At 35.2% G+C, this 19620-nt stretch carries 18 protein-coding genes; 17 read left to right on the forward strand and 1 reads right to left on the reverse strand.

The features are described from left to right. The first annotated feature begins 633 nt into the window (after positions 1-633). Both ACRD7B_RS15265 and ACRD7B_RS15270 read left to right on the forward strand, forming a co-directional pair. The gene (locus ACRD7B_RS15265; RefSeq protein ID WP_430825448.1) at positions 634-912 is read left to right on the forward strand and encodes a helix-turn-helix domain-containing protein; all 279 of its coding nucleotides are present in this window, start codon (positions 634-636) and stop codon (positions 910-912) included. Positions 913-926: 14 nt separating this feature from the next. Further along, complete coding sequence (locus tag ACRD7B_RS15270; protein ID WP_430825449.1) at positions 927-2162, forward strand: type II toxin-antitoxin system HipA family toxin; 1236 nt, start codon at positions 927-929, stop codon at positions 2160-2162. 89 nt (positions 2163-2251) lie between these two features. Here the strand turns inward: ACRD7B_RS15270 and ACRD7B_RS15275 are convergent, their stop codons facing one another. Further along, positions 2252-3466, reverse strand: coding sequence for a phage integrase SAM-like domain-containing protein (locus ACRD7B_RS15275; protein ID WP_430825450.1), 1215 nt, complete (start codon positions 3464-3466; stop codon positions 2252-2254). A 502-nt stretch (positions 3467-3968) separates the two neighbouring features. Between ACRD7B_RS15275 and ACRD7B_RS15280 the strand changes: the two genes are divergently transcribed. The 15 genes from ACRD7B_RS15280 (at position 3969) to ACRD7B_RS15350 (ending at position 19618) form a co-directional block, all read left to right on the forward strand. Then, complete coding sequence (locus ACRD7B_RS15280) at positions 3969-4556, forward strand: RteC domain-containing protein (protein ID WP_430825451.1); 588 nt, start codon at positions 3969-3971, stop codon at positions 4554-4556. A gap of 82 nt (positions 4557-4638) precedes the next feature. Beyond that, a complete protein-coding gene (locus ACRD7B_RS15285) occupies positions 4639-4989 on the forward strand; it encodes a helix-turn-helix domain-containing protein (protein ID WP_430825452.1) in 351 nt (116 codons plus the stop codon). A 24-nt stretch (positions 4990-5013) separates the two neighbouring features. Continuing rightward, on the forward strand, positions 5014-5325 hold the full coding sequence (locus ACRD7B_RS15290; protein WP_430825453.1) for a DUF4406 domain-containing protein: 312 nt from the start codon (positions 5014-5016) through the stop codon (positions 5323-5325). A gap of 69 nt (positions 5326-5394) precedes the next feature. Continuing rightward, complete coding sequence (locus ACRD7B_RS15295; protein ID WP_430825454.1) at positions 5395-5685, forward strand: hypothetical protein; 291 nt, start codon at positions 5395-5397, stop codon at positions 5683-5685. A 4-nt stretch (positions 5686-5689) separates the two neighbouring features. Then, entirely contained in the window at positions 5690-8809 is a 3120-nt protein-coding gene (gene dnaG, locus ACRD7B_RS15300; RefSeq protein ID WP_430825455.1) for a DNA primase, read from the forward strand. Positions 8810-9291: 482 nt separating this feature from the next. Continuing rightward, positions 9292-9513: a hypothetical protein gene (locus ACRD7B_RS15305; protein WP_430825456.1), complete on the forward strand. Its 222-nt coding sequence runs from the start codon at positions 9292-9294 to the stop codon at positions 9511-9513. Between the two features lie 73 nt (positions 9514-9586). After that, a complete protein-coding gene (locus tag ACRD7B_RS15310; protein ID WP_430825457.1) occupies positions 9587-9742 on the forward strand; it encodes a hypothetical protein in 156 nt (51 codons plus the stop codon). Between the two features lie 97 nt (positions 9743-9839). Continuing rightward, positions 9840-10034, forward strand: coding sequence for a helix-turn-helix transcriptional regulator (locus ACRD7B_RS15315; RefSeq protein ID WP_430825458.1), 195 nt, complete (start codon positions 9840-9842; stop codon positions 10032-10034). Next, complete coding sequence (hsdR, locus tag ACRD7B_RS15320) at positions 10027-12420, forward strand: EcoAI/FtnUII family type I restriction enzme subunit R (protein WP_430825460.1); 2394 nt, start codon at positions 10027-10029, stop codon at positions 12418-12420. The genes ACRD7B_RS15315 and hsdR overlap by 8 nt, the downstream gene beginning before the upstream one ends. A gap of 1 nt (position 12421) precedes the next feature. Beyond that, positions 12422-12964: a GIY-YIG nuclease family protein gene (locus ACRD7B_RS15325; protein WP_430825461.1), complete on the forward strand. Its 543-nt coding sequence runs from the start codon at positions 12422-12424 to the stop codon at positions 12962-12964. A 1-nt stretch (position 12965) separates the two neighbouring features. Next, positions 12966-14402 carry a class I SAM-dependent DNA methyltransferase gene (locus tag ACRD7B_RS15330; protein ID WP_430825462.1) on the forward strand — a complete coding sequence of 479 codons (1437 nt, stop codon included), beginning with the start codon at positions 12966-12968 and terminating at the stop codon, positions 14400-14402. A 5-nt stretch (positions 14403-14407) separates the two neighbouring features. Then, positions 14408-15961 (forward strand): restriction endonuclease subunit S, encoded by a 1554-nt coding sequence (locus tag ACRD7B_RS15335; RefSeq protein ID WP_430825463.1) that lies wholly within the window; start codon positions 14408-14410, stop codon positions 15959-15961. Further along, on the forward strand, positions 15958-17571 hold the full coding sequence (locus ACRD7B_RS15340; protein WP_430825464.1) for an AAA family ATPase: 1614 nt from the start codon (positions 15958-15960) through the stop codon (positions 17569-17571). The genes ACRD7B_RS15335 and ACRD7B_RS15340 overlap by 4 nt, the downstream gene beginning before the upstream one ends. Further along, positions 17568-18374, forward strand: coding sequence for an HNH endonuclease family protein (locus tag ACRD7B_RS15345; protein ID WP_430825465.1), 807 nt, complete (start codon positions 17568-17570; stop codon positions 18372-18374). Before ACRD7B_RS15340 ends, ACRD7B_RS15345 begins: the two co-directional genes overlap by 4 nt. Then, the gene (locus ACRD7B_RS15350) at positions 18374-19618 is read left to right on the forward strand and encodes a phospholipase D-like domain-containing protein (RefSeq protein ID WP_430825466.1); all 1245 of its coding nucleotides are present in this window, start codon (positions 18374-18376) and stop codon (positions 19616-19618) included. Before ACRD7B_RS15345 ends, ACRD7B_RS15350 begins: the two co-directional genes overlap by 1 nt. Positions 19619-19620: the final 2 nt, after the last annotated feature.

Genomic DNA, 19620 nt, shown 5'->3' on the forward strand with positions numbered 1-19620 from the left:
TGGCAAAAGTGCCTGTTTTCGGGGTTTTATTATACCATTAAGATAGTGATAATTATTTAATTATCAAAGATATATACCACTTAAGAATATGCCTATTTAGAGGCTTAAATTTGAAAATCTTATTAATTCGTTTAAAACTTCCGTTTCTCTGGATGCTTCCATTTGTAATATTTGTTTATTACAAATAAAGCAGTCGAGGACGCCAAAATAAGGCGATCCTAATTTAATCAAACTAGCTTTAGTTGTTTTATGTGAACGATGGCTCTGGGCTTGCCCCGAGGTGGTTCACAAGTATTCCTTACAAAGGAAATAAGAATATGGAGAAAATACATTCTATATGATTGTACTACTAAAATAAAATTCAGTTGGGATGCTCAGCACCCCAACTAAATTTATTGACTTTTTCAATAAGCAGAAAAATCGATAAGTAACGTTTCTACCGGTAAAAACGTTACATTTTATAGGTTAGTGATCAAACTTGATATGAACTAATTTATAACAGCTTTTCATGTTGAGGGCCTCAGGCCTCCAACTGATATAATTGAGTTAATAAACAGTAATTCTACATTCTGTTGGTTAATATATTAGCTATAAAGTAAAATTACAGCTATATTTGTCTAATATATTAGCTATATGTATTCGGTTAATCCAACACCTCATGAAATCGGTAAGGAACTGGCTAAACGCCACAAAGCCTTGCGTAAACAATTAAAGATATCTCAATCAGATATGGCAGAGCGATCTGGTGTTTCTTTAGGTAGCTTAAAGCGTTTTGAAACTACAGGACAAATATCTCTGGAGTCGCTGCTTAAGTTAGCGCACCTTCTTAATAGACTGGAAGATTTTACATCAGTTTTCCAACCCAAAGAAGGCTTAGGTAATATTGAAGACCTTTTCTCAACTAAATCTTAGGTAAATAAGCTGTTATGGAAAATATCAAAAATATTTTAGTATCTCTGGAGCTTGAAGACCAAAGTTATGAGGTGGGGGAAATAGTAATGGATAATCGGACTATCTATTTTCGCTATAATGCTGATTTTTTAAAATGTGGTTTGAATATCTCACCAATTAAGTTGCCTTATAATAATGAAATAAATTCGGCTGGTTCAGAACCCTTTGATGGTTTGTATGGAGTTTTTAACGATTCATTGCCTGATGGTTGGGGAAGGTTGTTATTAGATCGCACACTTGCATCGAAAGGAATAAATATCCGGAATATAACTCCATTGGATCGATTAGCTTATGTTGGAGATAAGGGGATGGGAGCTTTGTGTTATAAGCCAAAGTTTGATGAAGATGTTTCCATTTCGGCTGAAATTGAACTGGATATGATAGCTCAGGAAATGGATCATATTTTAAAAGGAAGCGATTCTGATATAATTGAAGAGCTATTTACTTTAGGCGGTTCTTCCGGTGGAGCACGTCCTAAAATCTTTGTTGGGTATAATAATGAGACCAAAGAATTAATGCATGTTAATCAAAAACTGGCAGAAGGTTATGAAGACTGGTTGATTAAATTTCCATCATCTTCTGACCCTATAGAGATTGCTAATGTTGAATACGCTTATCATAAGATGGCTTTAAAAGCCGGATTAGAGATGAGCGATTGTAAACTATTCACTGGTCGGTCAGGACAAACATACTTTGGTACAAAACGCTTTGACAGAATTAAAGAGAAAAGAGTTCATATGCATACCGCTAGTGGATTGATGCATGATAATTTTAGAATGAGCACCATGGATTATGGTCATTTAATGGACTGCGCTTTTCAGCTTGAAAAACATGTGAAAGCTTATGAAAAAGTGTTGAGATTGGCAGCTTTTAATGTGTTTGCTCACAATAGGGATGATCATAGTAAGAACTTCTCTTTTTTAATGGATCCCAAAGGTCATTGGAGTTTCGCTCCGGTATATGATTTAACTTTTTCAAATTCAGCATATGGTTTTCATAGTACTATGGTTGCAGGAGAGAGTGAAAATCCTGGAAGGAAACATTTGTTGGAGTTAGGCTTACATTTTGGAATAAAGAAACCAGAGCTAATTTTGGAAGAGGTACAAGATGCAGTCTCACTTTGGGACTCAATCGCCAAAGAATGTGGAGTGTCTCAAACGGCTATTGTAGCCATACAAAAGGCAATAAATAGAGTGAATAAGAATGGATAAACTTCCTCATTTTAAGGAAGTTCAAACATAAGTATTGAGTAAATATCGCAAATCTTGATATGCGATATTTACATTTATGATGTTGATTGTTAATACAAATCCTTAATCTTCTCCATGTTCTTTTGAATCAAAGCCTCGGTTGTTCTTGCATAACGCTGAGTCATTTTTGTGCTGGAATGGCCAAGTGTTTTGGAAACCACCTCTAAAGGCATGTTATTCTCTAAAGCTACAGTAGTAGCAAAAGTGTGTCTGGCTGTATGGGTTGATATAGGTTTATCAATACCGCATATAATACCAATTTCCTTCAAATAAGCATTCATTTTTTGATTACTGAGGACGGGGAGAACAGCACCTTTTTCAATGAGTTCTGGTTCGTACTCATATTTGGCCATTAACTTTTTAGCAGCCTCAATTACAAAGATAGTACTCATCTGATCGGTCTTAGTACGCTTTTTATGAATCCAGGTAATCCCATTACTATCGGTTGTGATATGTTCACGTTTTAAAGACTTGGCATCTGAGAAAGCCAATCCGGTAAAACAACAGAATACAAAAACATCACGAACCTGTCTTAAACGTTCTATGTTTATTTCCTTATTGATAACTGTATCTAACTCTTCTTTGGTAGGATATGCTGCATCAACGGGCTTTAGTTTGAATTTTATGGTAGCAAATGGATCTTTCTTCATCCATCCATTGGCTAATGCAATGCGAACAATCTTTTTGAAGTTCTTCAAATACTTAATAGCAGTATTGTGTGCACACTTACGTTCTGTTTTTAAATAAAGCTCATAATTACGTACAAACTGATGATTCAGGTCTTCCAAGGCCATATCTTCACGTTTGTATTGCCAACGAATAAAATCCTTGGTATGCGTATAACAAGTTTCATAGCGTTGAACCGTATCAGGAGCGAAGTCAATTCCAATTAATTTTCTGGCATTGTCATTATGCTCCTGGAATACTTTTAGGATAGTTCGTCTGGTTTCTTTTTTGCCAACAAGTTTCTCCTTAATAATTCTAGCAGTAACCGTTTGGTTATCCAGAATCATAAAATCAATATAGGATAGAATTTTCGTCTGGTATTTATCTATAAAATCATTGACTTCTGTAGCGGCCGGAGTTTTGCCTTTAGCCCTTTCTTTTTTGTCATCCCATATTTTGGGCGAAACATGTTTTTTTAGAGAAAATTCTGTTCTTTCCTTGTTAATAGTGATTCTTACGAAGATTGTTGCATCTCCTGTTTTGGTAAGTTTTGTTCTTTTGATAAAGAACAAGATTTTGACATTCTCAAGTCCACTCATAATGATAAATTTTAACGTTAAAATTATTTTTATGAGTTCATTTTATAACGATTAAAAACCGAGTAATTAAGCGCAATGCAGCGTATTTTTAACTGTCAATCGAGGACTTTTTTCAGAGGAAATTAAGTCCTCGATAAGTCCGCTCTAAAACTGCCTTTTTCTGCCTTTTATTGCACACTTTTGCGCATGAAAAAACCCTGTAAGTGTTGACTTACAGGGTTTTACTTTAAATTGCTTTCGCACTCAGCGGAGAGAGAGGTAAGTGAACCTGCCCTCATATGCTTCTGTATATCAATATTTTAAGCTAGTGACTTTCTAAACAGGTCATGATTTAGCTACTACTTTTAGCTAAGCCAAAACACCGCCAAATCCTACAATATTTCAGATTCGAATTTACAAAATTTTGTTGAGATGACGAAAGTCATACAAAATATATATTATATCAATGAACAAAAAACCTTTTTGCTTTTTATTGTTAGCTCAAACCTAACATTAACCAGAAATGAATGATTTTATAGGGAAGGTCGAGAAGCTTTTTGCATCGCAAAGAGTAAGATTCGAAGATTTTCAAAAATTAATAGGAGAGTGGGGGGAGCTATTGTCAAACATATGTTACAATTATGACAAGCGACAAACTTTCCTTAAGCTAAACCGCATTAAGCTATCAGTTAAATGGTACAAGCAACAACACACTTCTGACAAGAGTAAGCAATTACAGGATTTTCTTGAGTATTTGATTCAATATTTAAGTATGGAGTTAGAGAGTTTAGAAATCCATCCTTATGCCAATGATGAAGCAACAGACATAAAAGGGACACCTGGTAAAGAAATACGTTGGACAATCAATAAACGTTCCCTCATTGAACTCATATGTGCATTACATGAAGTTGGATGCATCAATAAAGGAACCATTACATTACAAAAGTTAATTGAGCATTTTGGGGCAAAATTTGGCGTTGATTTGAAAAATTACCATCCTGAACTTCACAAGATGGCATTGCGTAAACCAAAGAATGACAATAACCAACGAGCTTATTTCTTGAATACCTTAGCATATAAGTTTAATGAAAAAATGCTCAGTTTAGAGTAAAAGTGACACAACTTGCTAGGCAAGTTGCGCTCATAAAACTTTCCTTGTTTACACTTTTGCAATGAACTTAAAAAGTCAGAGCATGAACGTTATAACATTTGAATCCGATGCCTACCAGGCTCTTATTGACAAGATAGAATCGCTTTCTCAATTAATAGACATACATCAGCAAAAAGTAAATCCAGATGAGGCATGGGTTAACAGTGAAGATGTATGCACTTATTTAGGAATTAGTCAGCGCACTTTGCAACGATTACGTACTAGTGGAAATATCACCTATTCTTCTCTAGGAGGCAAAATATTCTACACAATTTCCGAGATAAAGCGATTGCTTGAGAGTCGAAAAGTCAGAAGTAGTGCTCAATCGGTTGATGAGTTATGCGATGCATACAAAAAGCGTATCAGCAGCTTTCAAGGCAAAGGGAAACAATAGTGTTTATCTGAAAATTCAAAAACAATGGTAGTTTATCTTTCCGGAATCCATGACAACACTGATGAAAATGAGATTCTAAGATTAAAGATTCATCTTCTAAACCTGGGTTGTACAATTATTACTCCCGAAGATAAAGAACTTGAGAAGCACAGCTGGTCTGAAAATTTACGTTTGAGGATGAATTTTCTTCAAAGCAGTAGTGCCATTTATATGATTCCCAATTGGAAAGAAAGTGTAATGGCTCGCATTGAGCTTACTGTAGCGATGGATGATAGCATGCCCCAATGTTTTTCAACGGAAGATATTAAAGAATTAATAACCACCCTTGACGGCTAGAATTGGTTTCGGCAGGGCTGAACAAGGGCAGCCCTGCTTTTTTAAAAAGTAATTTTTGAAGAATTAATTATGACAATAAAAGCGCCTAATACAGTATCAAAGCTATTTTTTTTCGATAAACGCATAAAAGGCTTTTACGAAAAACAAGGATATACTTCTGTGCCATTTGATAGCATAGAGATTCAAAAAATGATTGTAGAATCTAACAAAGATTTGAAGAAACTCTTTTGTAATATATGGGGGGTACCTAGGGGAAACCACCTATTAGATATGTACCGCGAATTAAATGGTAATATTCATGAGTTTTTCTTGCATCTAGATAACCATAATCAACAACTATTTACAACAATTAATTGGTAGCTTAATGGATGCAAACAGGGTTATAGAACAAATAAACGACCATATTCTTAGCATTGCAGAGAATTTTATTGAGTTTAAAAAAATGGGCAGTAATTTTATGGGTTGCTGCCCTTTTCATAACGAAAAAACACCGTCATTAAGTGTGAATCCGGCAAAGGGAATTTTTAAGTGTTTTGGTTGTGGTAAAGGCGGTAATGCTATTGAATTTATTAAGGAACATGAGGGCGTAGAATTTAAAGAAGCAGTTGTGATTGGTGCTAAGAAGCTGAACATTGGTTTTGAGTGGAAAAAGAGCTCCAACTTCGATGAAGCAAAGTACAGGCACGAAGAAAGTTTAAAGATAGCATGTGGCGTTGTAGAAAAGTTCTTCTTACAACAGGTAAGTCAAAAGGAAGCGCAGCAATATATCAAAGAGCGTAAGCTTGCCATACCACAAGATAGCAGCTTTAATATTGGTTATGCTCCTAATGGGAATGCACTCCTGGCTCATGCAAGAAAAAGTGGTCTTAAAACTGAAATACTAGAAGAGATTGGTGTTTTAAAAAGTAACGACAAGGGTGTTTATGACTTCTTTCGCAATAGGTTGATATTTCCAATCTCCAATTCCAGAGGACAAACAATTGCCTTTGCCGGACGTGACCTTAATAAAGAGCCTAAAATCAAATACATAAACACTCCTGAAAGCTGCATCTATACCAAAGGAAATGAACTGTATGCACTGAACGAAGCGAGGTTTGCTATTAAAAATGATGACCGGGCTTATATTGTCGAAGGTTATACCGATGTTTTAAGGTTGCACTCGATAGAGGTTTTAAATTCGGTTGCAACTGGCGGAACAGCCCTTTCTTTGGCACAGGTAAAGCTTCTAAGGCGTTACACCAATAAGGTAACTTTGGTTTTTGATGGAGATAAAGCAGGGCAAAGTGCCACCGATCGAAATGCAGAGATATTGATTAAAAACCAATTTCATGTTTCGGTTATAGGCCTGCCTGAAAAGCAAGATCCCGATTCACTTTTCACCTCCAAAGAACTGTTTCTGCAGTACAACGATAAACAAGTCGATTACATCATTTTTAAAACTTCCCAATATGCAGTGCAGTTTGCTTCCGACCCGGTTAAAAAATCGGATGCCATTAAGAGAATATCCCTGCTCATTTCAAACTATGACAAAACAAAGCAAGAGGTATACATCGACTTTGTAGCCGAAAAGATCAAACCTAAAAAGGCATGGCAGGATGCCATTAAAGAGTTGAGCAGGGATGAGCCAAAGAAAAGCCAGCGTTATAATATTCCTGAACATGTTAGTCTGAGTAACTTTAATCGCTGGGGTTTCTATGTTGAGAATAATTGTTACGTATTCCGGAACAAGAAAGGTGATGACTATGTGCATCATTCCAACTTTGTAATGACACCACTTTTCCACATAGAAAGTCCAATTAATGCTAAACGCTTATATGAAATCAAGAACCGCCACAACTTAGTTAAAATTATAGAGCTTCCCCAACGTGATATGGTTAGCATTACAGCTTTTAAGCTCCAGATAGAATCATTGGGTAATTTTTTATGGACCGGAGGGGAAAGCGAATTGAATAAACTCAAAGCCTGGCTTTATGAGAAAACTAAGAGCTGTAAAGAAATAATGCAATTAGGCTGGCAACGAGAGGGCTTCTTTTGTTGGGGAAACGGTATTTTTAACGGTGACGAGTTTGTACGAGCGGATAAGTACGGCATCGTACAACATGACAGCAAGTATTTTTATATTCCTGCTTGTTCTGATATATACGATGGTGACGATACTTTATTTGAATTTGAACGCCATTTTATCCATAATGAGGGAAATATTACCTTATATGAATATGCTACAAAGTATTATGGTGTCTTTGGACATAATGGTATCATTACACTGTCCTTCTACTTTGCCTGTTTATTCATGGACATCGTAGCAAAACGCTTTGATAAGTTCCCTATTCTTAACATGTACGGACAAAAGGGGTCTGGTAAAAACACATGTGCCGAAAGCATTTTATATATGTTTGGTCGTAAAGGAAAAGTGCCCAACCTGCATAACTCAAGCAAGCCCTCCATCGCCGACCATGTGGCGACAAGTTCCAATGCAGTTTGTGTTCTGGATGAGTATCGTAATGATTTAGAAATGGAAAAGCGTGAGCTGCTCAAAGGTTTCTGGGACAAGACTGGGCGAACACGTATGAATATGGATAAAGACAAGAAAAAAGAAACTTCCAAAGTTAACCAGGGAATCATAGTCTGTGGTCAGCAAATTGCTACTGCAGATATTGCCTTATTCAGCCGTTTTATTGCATTGGGATTTTCAAAAACTGTATTTTCTTTTGAAGATAAAAAGCTATTTGAGGAACTGGAACAACTCAATAAGCAGGGATTAACCCAAATCACACATCAATTATTAAAACACCGGGAACTTTTTACTAAATACTATAATAAAACGGTTGACTCTGTTAGCGATGAGTTCAGGAAACTCCTTGGTACAATTGCAATAGAAACACGGATATTTAATAATTGGCTTACCGTAGCCTCAGCTTATGCTACCGTTGCTAAAATGGTAGAACTACCGTTTAAGATTGACGAGATTATGCAACTGTTCGTTGAGATGATGATTGAGCAGAATAAGGAAACGGCCAGGAACGATGATTTGGGTATCTTTTGGAAAACAATTCAATACCTTATCAGTTCCAATGTATTGTTTGAAGAAGGTGATTACCGTGTGGTCTATGCTGAAAAAATGGAACGCACCTTTAAAGAAGATGGCAAGTGGCAGAAGTCCGATATCGTATTCCAGGAACCGCAGAAGCTCTTGTACCTATCTGTAAGTCGTGTGTTTGGCTTATATAAATCACAGGCATTGCGTGAGGGAGATAAACCATTACCCGATGCAACGGTAGAGTATTACCTAAAAAACAGTCCTGCTTTTATTTGCGACACGAAGAAAGTCAGCTTTAAAAAGATGGATGCCAAATCAGGTTATCAAGAATACGATGAAAGAGGCAATAAGAAATATACCAGTACAACGGCTTTTGTGTTTTATCTTGATAAGCTAAACCTGAATCTTGATACAGAAGCAAAATCGGTTCATAGTTCAAACATGTAATCTATTTAAGCAGGTATATCAGTTAAAGATATAATCGACCCGGTATCAGTTTTGGTATCGGGTTTTTTGTTGTCATTTGTTTAATAATATAGAGGGGAAATGAAAACAAACTGCGATTTGCACTCCAAACATGAAAAATTCTTACAAAACTGGTTACTTAGGTTACTTAGATTACTTAGAGAGGTATAAATAATAGAATACAAGTGTATTATATCAATATTAAATACTCTATCCGATTACTTAGTGTTACTTAGAGTTACTTAGTATTTTGATGTTTATAATAATGGTTACTTAGTTACTTATAAAATGGAAGCTTATTTAAAAATATAAACACCTATAATAAAGTCCTTTAATCCTACTAAGTAACCTAAGTAACTTAAGTAAGGTAAATGTAGGTTCTTTACGATAGTTTTGTTCTTTTTTGCAGAATTGAAAAAGCTATCTTTACATCATTAGCCGTCAGGGGTATAATTGCGTAAGTTATGCCCAAAATATTTCAATGTACTAAACAAGCAAGTCTTTATCTGGAGCAATATTCAGAAAAGCAGCCTGAACATGGTCTGAATATTCTCTCAGGTTATCGCGATATTCAAAAAAGCCATGGAAAGCAGTCTCAGGCACTTAAAATATACTCAACAACACAACTTTTCTCAATGTTTAAATGGCTTTTTCACCTATTTCCAAACCTTAATCCAGAGTTATGATTATCCGAAGAACGATACTTAAACAGGAGTTGGTGAAAAAACTATATCCTAATAGCATTCTATTAAGTCAGCCATGCAGCAATTGAGAAATGAAATTGATATTTGCCCAGCACTCAAAAAAAAGATTAAACAGGCAGGGAATACCAGACGGCACTATTACACCATACAGCAACTCCTTTTAATTCTGGAACATTTTTGCATTACAATTGATGAGTTTGAGCAACTATGATGTATTTTTTAGGTTTCAATTAATTTGATTTATATCTTATAAAATGAGATAATTAATAAAAAAATTATAGATTAGTGGCTGAAATATTTATTTTCGAATGAATAGAATAAAAGAAGTATTAGAGGAGAAAGGCATAAAACAAACTTGGTTGGCTGATAAACTTGGTAAAAGCTATAATATGGTTAATGCTTATGTGCAAAATAGACAACAGCCGAGATTGGAAACGCTTTTTGAAATTGCTAAAATCCTCAATGTAGATCCTAAAGATTTAATTCAATCTGAGCATGAATAAGAAGAAACTGTCAGAACGAGATATATGTACCAAGTTTATTACGCCTGCCATTGAAAAAGCAGGTTGGGATAAACAAACTCAACTACTCGAAGAGGTTAGTTTTACCGATGGTAAAATATATGTACGTGGTAAACTTACAGCAAGAGGGACACGTAAACGAGCTGATTATATTCTTTATTATAAGCCCAATATTCCAATTGCTATTGTCGAGGCAAAAGATAACAAGCATTCAATTCGTGCAGGTATTCAACAAGGATTAGACTATGCAAAAATATTAGACATCCCTTTTGTTTTCAGTAGCAACGGAGACGGTTTTTTATTTCATAACAAGACAGAAACAACAGGGAATATTGAAACTGAATTAGACAATGATAGTTTTCCAAGTCCGAAAGACCTTTGGACTAAATACAAACATTACAAAGGAATAGAAACACCCGAAGCCGAAAAAGTAGTTGAACAAGATTACTTTTTTGACGGTAGTGGAAGAACTCCAAGATATTATCAACAAAATGCTGTAAATAGAACGCTTGAAGCAATTGCCAAAGGTCAAGATCGAATTATTTTGGTAATGGCTACAGGAACAGGTAAAACTTATACTGCTTTTCAAATAATTCACAGACTGTGGAAAAGTGGAGCAAAAAAGAGAATTCTATTTCTTGCCGACCGTAATGCGTTAATTGACCAAACAAGAAGGGGAGATTTTAAACACTTCAAAGATAAAATGACGGTTGTAAAGCACCGTATGATTGACAAGAGCTATGAAGTCTATTTAGCTTTGTATCAAGGCTTGTCTGGTACTGACGAAGAAGCAAACGCTTACAAACAGTTTTCACCTGAGTTTTTCGATTTAATTGTAATAGACGAGTGCCATAGAGGAAGTGCAAAAGAAGATAGTGCTTGGCGTGAAATTTTAACTTATTTTAAAAAAGCAACTCATATTGGTTTAACAGCTACACCAAAAGAAACAGACGAAGTTTCAAATATTGAATATTTTGGAGAACCTGTTTACACCTATTCTTTGAAACAAGGAATTGATGATGGTTTTTTAGCTCCGTACAGAGTTGTTCGTGTAAATCTAAACGTTGATGCCGAAGGTTGGCGACCAGAACAAGGGAAAAAAGATAAAGATGGAAACAAAGTTGAAGACCGTGTTTACAATAGAAAAGACTTTGACCGAACTTTAGTTATTGATGAACGGACTCAAATAGTTGCAAAAAAACTATCTGAATTCATGAAGGGTTCTGACCGTTTTGCAAAAACAATTGTATTCTGTTCTGATATTAACCATGCAGAGAGGATGCGCTCTGCACTTTCAAATTTGAATAGTGATTTAGTGGCTGACAATCACAAATACATTATGCAGATTACAGGTGATAATGATGAAGGGAAAAGAGAATTAGACAATTTTATAAACCCCGAAGAACGTTATCCTGTTATAGCAACAACTTCTGAGTTAATGACAACAGGAGTTGATGCACAAACTTGCAAAATAATTGTTTTGGATAGCGAAATCAAATCAATGACAAAATTCAAACAAGTTGTTGGTAGAGGAACACGAATAAATGAGGAATTTGGAAAACTTTATTTCACAATTCTTGATTTTAGAAATGTTACAGATTTATTTGCCGACCCTGAATTTGATGGTGACCCAATCCGAGTGAAACCAGTTTCTGAAGAATCTGACCTTGGAGGCATATTGGATGAAGAAGAAAATATTGACACGCCAATCATTGATGAAGAAACAGGTGAAGAAATAGAAATAGAGCCTGAAATCCGATATCCTGAGCCTCAGACACCAACGGATAGGGTAAATGAACCAAGAAAAAAGGTGTATGTAAACGGTGTGGATGTATCGGTTTTAATAAGTCGTGAAATGTATTTTGACAACAATGGTAAACCAATAACCACCAGTCTAAAAGACCACACTAAAGAGCTAATCAAAGGGCAATATGCCTCTTTGGACGATTTTTTAAATCGTTGGAACAGCACAGGCAAAAAAGGAGTCATTATCAGGGAACTGGAAGACCAAGGAGTGTTAGTTGAAGCATTGAGAGATGCGGTAAACCGTGAAGTGGATTTATTTGATTTAATCTGTCATGTGGCATTTGAACAGCCACCACTCACTCGCCAAGAGCGTGCAAATAATGTAAAAAAGCGAGACTACTTCACAAAGTATGGTGAACAAGCTAGAAAGGTTTTAGAAACTCTGCTTGATAAGTATGCGGATGAAGGTGTAACCAACATTGAAAGTATGGACATTCTTAAAGTGAAACCACTCACCGATTACGGTTCTCCTTTGGAAATCATCAAGCAATTCGGAAGCAAAGCCAAATATATGGAAGCAGTAAAAGAATTAGAAACTGAATTATATAACACAGGAACATAAAATGACTACCGATTTTAGTTCAATCATTAATGATTTTGTTGAAACAGAAAAACAAGAATTAGAGAAACTTAAACCTATCGCTAATAAGATTGGATGCTTTAAGTCTGTGACTATTTCATCAAGCTCAACACTTGAATTGAGTAAGTTTAAAATAAAAAACGTACTCTATTTTTTGACCCTTGATCCTTCGGAAAGCTTGACAGCTTCAACAATATCCAAAAATATTTCTAAGGAGAAAGCGGATGAAAGTAGTAGTCTAAAGTTACCACAAGTTAACCCTATTGAATTTAGCAGTACAGAAAGAGTAATATATGTGGGAAAGTCTAAAAATCTTTTTTCCAACAGGTTAAAAGCACATCTAGGGGAGGCATCAGAGAAAACTTATGCATTGCACTTAAATAGATGGAAGAAAATAGTCGGTAAAGAAGTAGAACTTATACTTCATTATGCCTCAATTGACAAAATAACAGATAAACAATTAGAGCTATTAGAAACGGCATTACATTATAAATTAAAACCAATACTAGGCAGATCAGGACATTAATATGGCAAACTTAAAAGGAATCATAGACGGCATTCGTAAAATCATGTGGCAAGATACAGGGTTGAATGGAGATGCACAACGTATTGAGCAGTTGGGATGGATGTTATTTTTAAAAATATTCTCAGATAAAGACAAAGAACTTGAAGTTTTAAACGATAAATACACTAGTCCAATTCCTGATGAATTTCATTGGGATGCTTGGGCAGGTGATGATGAAGGAATAACAGGTGATGAACTACAAGAATTTGTTGATCAAAAACTCTTTCCTGCATTACGTAATCTTAAAGTTGGAGTAAATGACGACCTTACCAATAAACGAGCATTGATAGTTCGTGAGGTGTTTGAAGGAAACAACAACTATATGAAAAGTGGCATCAATATCCGAAAGGTATTGAATAAGCTTAATGAAATAGACTTCAATATTGCAAAAGACCGGCATGCTTTTGGTGAACTTTACGAAACCATTTTGAAGGAGCTTCAAAGTGCGGGTAAAAGTGGTGAATTCTACACGCCTAGAGCAATAACTGAATTTATCTGCGAAATGATAAACCCAAAGTTGGGAGAGAAGATTTTAGACCCAAGCTGTGGAACTGGAGGTTATTTGACGGCAGCTGTTGAGCATCTCAGAAAAGAAGCAAACAGCGTTGAGGACATTGCGAACTTAGCCAAAAACATCATTGGGTGGGAATACAAACCACTTCCCTATCTATTGGCTACAACAAACTTGATATTGCATGACATCGAAGTGCCAAATGTCTCATTTAGAGATTCTCTTGATCAGTCTTTAAGTGCTTACACAGAGAAAAATCGAGTGAATGTTATTCTAGCGAACCCGCCATTTGGTGGGATTGTAGCCAACAACAACGAAAAGAACTTTCCTCAAAATTATCGAACAAAAGAAAGTGCGGACCTCTTTTTAGTTCTTATGGTTCATTTACTTAAGAAAGGTGGCCGTGCTGGTATTGTATTACCAGATGGTTCACTAACAGGTGGAGGTATAAAAGAAAGGGTGCGGCAAAAACTTTTAGAAGCGTGCAACCTGCATACTATCATTCGTCTTCCAAATTCTGTCTTTCAACCATATGCTGGAGTTTCTACCAATCTATTATTTTTCACCAAAGGAGAACCCACTAAAGATATTTGGTATTATGAGCTTCGCCTTCCTGAAGAACAAAAAGCATATTCCAAAACCAAGCCACTCCAATTAAAAGAATTTGAACCAATAAAAAAGTGGTGGGACAATCGAGAAGAAAGCGATATTTCATGGAAAGTAGATATTCAAACCATCATTGATAGGAATTATGATTTAGATATTAAGAATCCAATTAAGGCTGAAGAAGAAATAGAACATAGTAGTGCAGAACTAATGAACATATTGGAAAACTCCTTTGCAACCAGCAGCAAATTATTGAACCAACTTAAAGAAGCAGTCAAATGAGTTTGATGAAAATAAAAGACTTGTTTCACTTTGAGAAAGGCTCTTTGCAAAGCACAAAAGCTACACCTGGTGAATACGACTTTATCACTGCTGCTGCAGATTGGAAAACACACAATGAATTTACGCACGACTGTGAAGCACTCATTTTCGCTGCAGCTGCTTCAGGTTCTCTAGGTAGAACCCACTATGTGTATGGCAAATTCATTTCAAGTGATTTATGCTTTATCATCACCCCAAAGGATCCCGAAAAATATCCAATTGATATAAAATTTTATCACCTTATTTTTCTTGCCTTCAAAGATGAAATTGTAAGAAATACTAAATCTGGCACATCAAAAGAGGCCATTGGTTTAACTGTTTTTGGGAAGTATGAAATTCCCTATTTTGAAATTGAAAAGCAAATTGAAACAAGAGATAAGTTTGTAAATGCACAAGAAGCAACTAATGAACTAAATTCTGAACTGACCAGCCAAATCAATATAGTCGAGCAACTTCGCCAAGCTTTTTTGACGGATGCCATGCAAGGAAAATTGATGTCCATGGCCAAGAGTGACGAGCCAGCAACATTGCTTTTAGGAAAAATCAAAGCCGAAAAAGAACGGTTGACAAGAGAGAAGAAAATCAAAAAACAAAAGCCACTGCAACTCATTACACCAGATGAAATTCCCTTTGAAATTCCTGAAAATTGGTCTTGGTGTAGATTAGGAGAATTGTTATTAGACATAAAGTATGGCACATCAAAGAGTTGTGACTATAACTCTAATAGAAACTCTAGAGTACTAAGAATCCCTAATGTTTCTGGCCACTCACTAAATGGTGATGATTTAAAGTTTACGGACTTAAGCGAAAAAGAACAAAAAGATTTAGCGCTAGAACAAGATGATATTTTGATAATTCGATCCAATGGTAGCAGGGAATTAGTTGGTAAAACAGTATTAGTAAATGGTGAATTTGTAGGTTTTGCTTATGCGGGATATCTTGTTCGGTTAAGATTTAACATAAACCTCATAAATGCAAGGTTTCTATTGCGAGCCACAAAATCAAATTTTTTCAGGGATTTGATTGAAAAACCTTTAAGAACAACTGTGGGCATTAACAATATTAACACTCAAGAAATTTCAAACCTACTAGTTCCTATTCCCCCACTAGAGATACAAATACTTTTAGCTGATAAACTAGATGAATTAATGCTATTTCTTGATTCTTTGAATAAAAATATATCAGAAAGTATAATAAATAATGAATTGCTTCTTAAGCAAGTTTTGACTGAAGCGCTAGGTATAGAAATTTTAAAAGAAAAACCTCAAAAGGAAACGTCAAAGAAAGACAGACAGAGAACTAGTAAATATGATCCAAATACAATACTTATGGAAATAGTGCCACTTTTAAAAAAACATGGTAAGCTTCATGCAGAAGAACTTTGGAAAATGTCAAAGTATTATGGTCCTAAAGAAGAAGATCGGAAAATTGATGAATTCTATGCGGAATTAAAAAAACAAATAGAGATGAATAAGACGGTCAAAGAAAGTTCAGAAAAAGGCTATTTAGAACTTGTATGAGAATAGATAAGGTTTACATCGAAAAATTCAAAAACCTCCATCAATTCAATATTGATTTGGATGAGTCTAAAATGCAAACCGTTCTTTTGGGAGAGAACGCAGCAGGTAAGTCAAACTTCTTGGAGGCATTGGTTATTATTTTTCGTGATTTGGAATTAGGAGTCGCTACTCCCTTTAACTATATCATTGAATACCAATGCAAAAGTCAGAATCTAAGAGCTGAAGGAGGCCCCGGAACTAGTGGCGGTTTTAAAATACTGCAAGGTTCTAGGATAAAAACGAAAGATAATACACCTCAAGTCTTATATAGCACAAAGCCTATTGGAAAAAAAGAAATAAAAGAAAATAAGTACCAGTATTTACCAAGATACGTATTCGCTTATTATTCGGGTTTAAGCAATAGATTGCTCGAACACTTCGACCCGCACCAAACTAGGTTTTATAAAGACTTATTGGCGGGTTTAGATAATCCTATGCGTCCGCTCTTCTATGCCAGAATGATACATAGTCATTTTGTACTAATGGCATTTTATGCTTTCTCTCAACCAGAAATAAGTGATTTTCTTGAAGAATATCTCGATATCATAGGGCTTGAGTCTATTCTTTTTGTATTGAAGAAACCTGATTGGAGTAAGAAAAAAGATCCTCTTGATTTTTGGGGTGCGAAAGGTGTTGTAAGAGAGTTCTTAGATGATCTGTATGATGCATCAATGGCTCCTATTTCTGCGACTGAAAATGTAAGAGCAAGTTTCAACAAAAACCATAAAGAAGAACACCTCTTTCTCTATATATCCAATCAGGAAAAGCTTGAAAAGATTGCAGAGAAATATGGAAACAATGCTGAATTCTTCAAAAGACTGGAAAGCACTTATATATCTGACTTAATCTTAGAGGTACGTGTAAAAGTTAAAAAACGCCATGTAGATGGTAATATAACTTTCAAAGAACTTTCCGAAGGTGAACAACAGTTGCTAACTGTCCTCGGCCTTCTTCGCTTCACTAAAGAAGAAGAATCTCTAATCCTTCTAGATGAACCAGATACTCATCTAAATCCTCTTTGGAAATGGAAGTACATGAAATTGTTAGAGGATGTTGTTCAGAAACCGGATACAAGCCAAATAATTATGACAACTCATGATCCTTTGGTTATTGGTGGTTTAACAAAAGAAGAAATTAGAATTTTCTACACCGAAAAAGTTAAAGATGAGGAAGATAAAGAGTTAATGCTTGTTAAAACCATGACACCAGATTTTGACCCGAAAGGCTTGGGAGTGGCAGGTATACTTACCAGCGAGTTCTTCAAGTTACCAAGCTCAGTTGATGAGCGTACTTTGGAAGTTTTAAATAGAAGAAATGAACTAATTTCAAAACAAGACAAAGGAGAGCTAAATGATATTGAGTCATCTGAATTAAATAAAATATTTCAATATTTAAACAGTCTGGGTATTAATACAACAGATAGAGATCCGTTATATCAAAAGTTCATAATAGCAATAAGTGATCTTGATGAATTTAAAAAAGAAGAATACTCACCTCAAGATTTAAAGAAACAAAATAAAATCGCACTTCAAGTTTTAGAAGAATTGTTAAACGAAGAAAAAGGTAAATGATTTATATAAACATTGACAATCATGAACCAGGTGAAGACTGGTTAAATAGGGCTGATACCTTAACTGCCGATTTATTAGCTGCTGCCGATTTACCTGCTAGAAAAAAAATCATTAATGATAACGCAAATATGTGGGGCGAACTGAAAAAGCATTTTTGTGATGTGCTTCATAGAAAATGCTGGTATTCTGAATCTGTTAATGATTTTACACATTGTCATGTAGATCATTTTCATCCCAAAGGTAAAGCTGAAGACGAAGACAAAAACATACAAGATGGAGGCTACTGGTGGCTGGCATTTAATTGGAAAAATTATCGTTATTCTGCACCTGCAGGGAACATAAGAAAAAAACATTATTTTCATGTCAATGCTAATAAAGCTTTGACTCCTGCTGATGCAATTGAAAATGAAAATATAAGATTCCTCGATCCTTGCGAACCTGGTGATCCTGAAAAACTGAAGTTCAACAATGAAGGACTTGTTAGCCCCAAGAATGAGGATGAAAATTCTAGAGATTACTTACAAGCTGAATATACAATTCGTAGGATGAACCTAAATATGCATGGGTTAGTTGAAGGAAGAAGGGATAATTACAGAAAAGCAGCTAGGATAGTAAGAGAAACGCAAGCTCTCTTGGCATTGCAAAATCTTAACTATGACATGGCACGTCAACAATCGATAAAAGCCAATCAGAAATCATTGCTTGAATTAGCAAACAAGTTTTCTCCTTATTCAGCTGCAGTAAAATATTGTTTAAAAGAAAGTGGATTGGAATGGGCGGTTAACATTGCAATAGCTGCATAATGATTATTACATCCAACATAAAAGCTTTACTAAAGAATGAATTGGGGCAAGCAAAATCCGTTTGGGTAGCCTCAGCCATGATTAGCCATAGTGGTTGGTTATTTCTTCAACAAAGTCTTCCACAAACCGCAACACAGACCTATTTAATAGGTATTGACTTAGCGACAGACCCTAAAGTGTTTGAATCAATTATTGCTCAGACAGATATAAACGCCAGGGTTTATGAAACTAAATACACCTTTCACCCTAAAGTATATTTGATACAAAAAAAAGACGACACATACACTGCATTTATTGGTTCATCTAATACCACAAATTGGGGGTTAGAAAAGAACGTAGAGATGAATTACCAAATCCATGACCAAAACGAATGCAGAAAATTGCTCGATTGGTTTAACAGCCTTTATTCTGAAGGTTATTTAATAACAAAGAAGTTTGTTGATGATTACAAAGTCAAATTTATAAAGGCGTCTATAAAGGTGAAAGAAGTAGATAATGAAGCTTTTTCTCTAAAATCTTGTTTAACACAAAACAATAACCAATTTTTTACCAAAAATCATCATGAAATATTTAACAAGAGATTCCATCGAGTAAATAGTGAAGACCTTAAAAAAATTAGAAAAGAGGTAAGGCTTAAGCTCTTAAAATTGCACGAAATAATTTATCCCGAATTTTCTAATAATGGATTAACTGATTTGTATTGCCACCATCAGTCCAGAGAAATTGTCAGCCGGCACTTTTTTAATCAGTATAGCGGTAACTATATAAATGCCATGTGGCTTCATTATGGGAAGTCATTTGATCAATTACAAGCATACAAGAGTGAGGATAAATCGATAAATAGGCCTAACTCTTTTATAAATAATATTAGGATGCAGGTAATCATACATGAGGACAGTCTTGGTATTTGGTTAGTTTTAGGTCGCAATAATGGAAGCAGAATAGACAGAGATTATTTCAGGAGTCAAATGCAAGATCCAATAATTCAAAGATCATTTTTTGATGCATTTAAAAAGCTGGGAAATGAATATTGGATAAACGTTAGTAATGGCGAAGCCATGAAAAATTTAAATACTCCAACTGACTTGTTGAAAGAAATTCAAAAAGAAACAATAGATGAGTATTTCATCATTGGTTGTGAAATAGATTGGCTAGATTCTCGGGTATCTTCTAAAAATATATCAACTACAGTTTTGAATGAGTTTAAAAAGCTATATCCACTCTATACTATCATGCGTCATTAATA

This window comes from Carboxylicivirga fragile (assembly GCF_050589805.1).
In the GTDB taxonomy this organism is placed as follows: Bacteria; Bacteroidota; Bacteroidia; order Bacteroidales; family Marinilabiliaceae; genus Carboxylicivirga; species Carboxylicivirga fragile.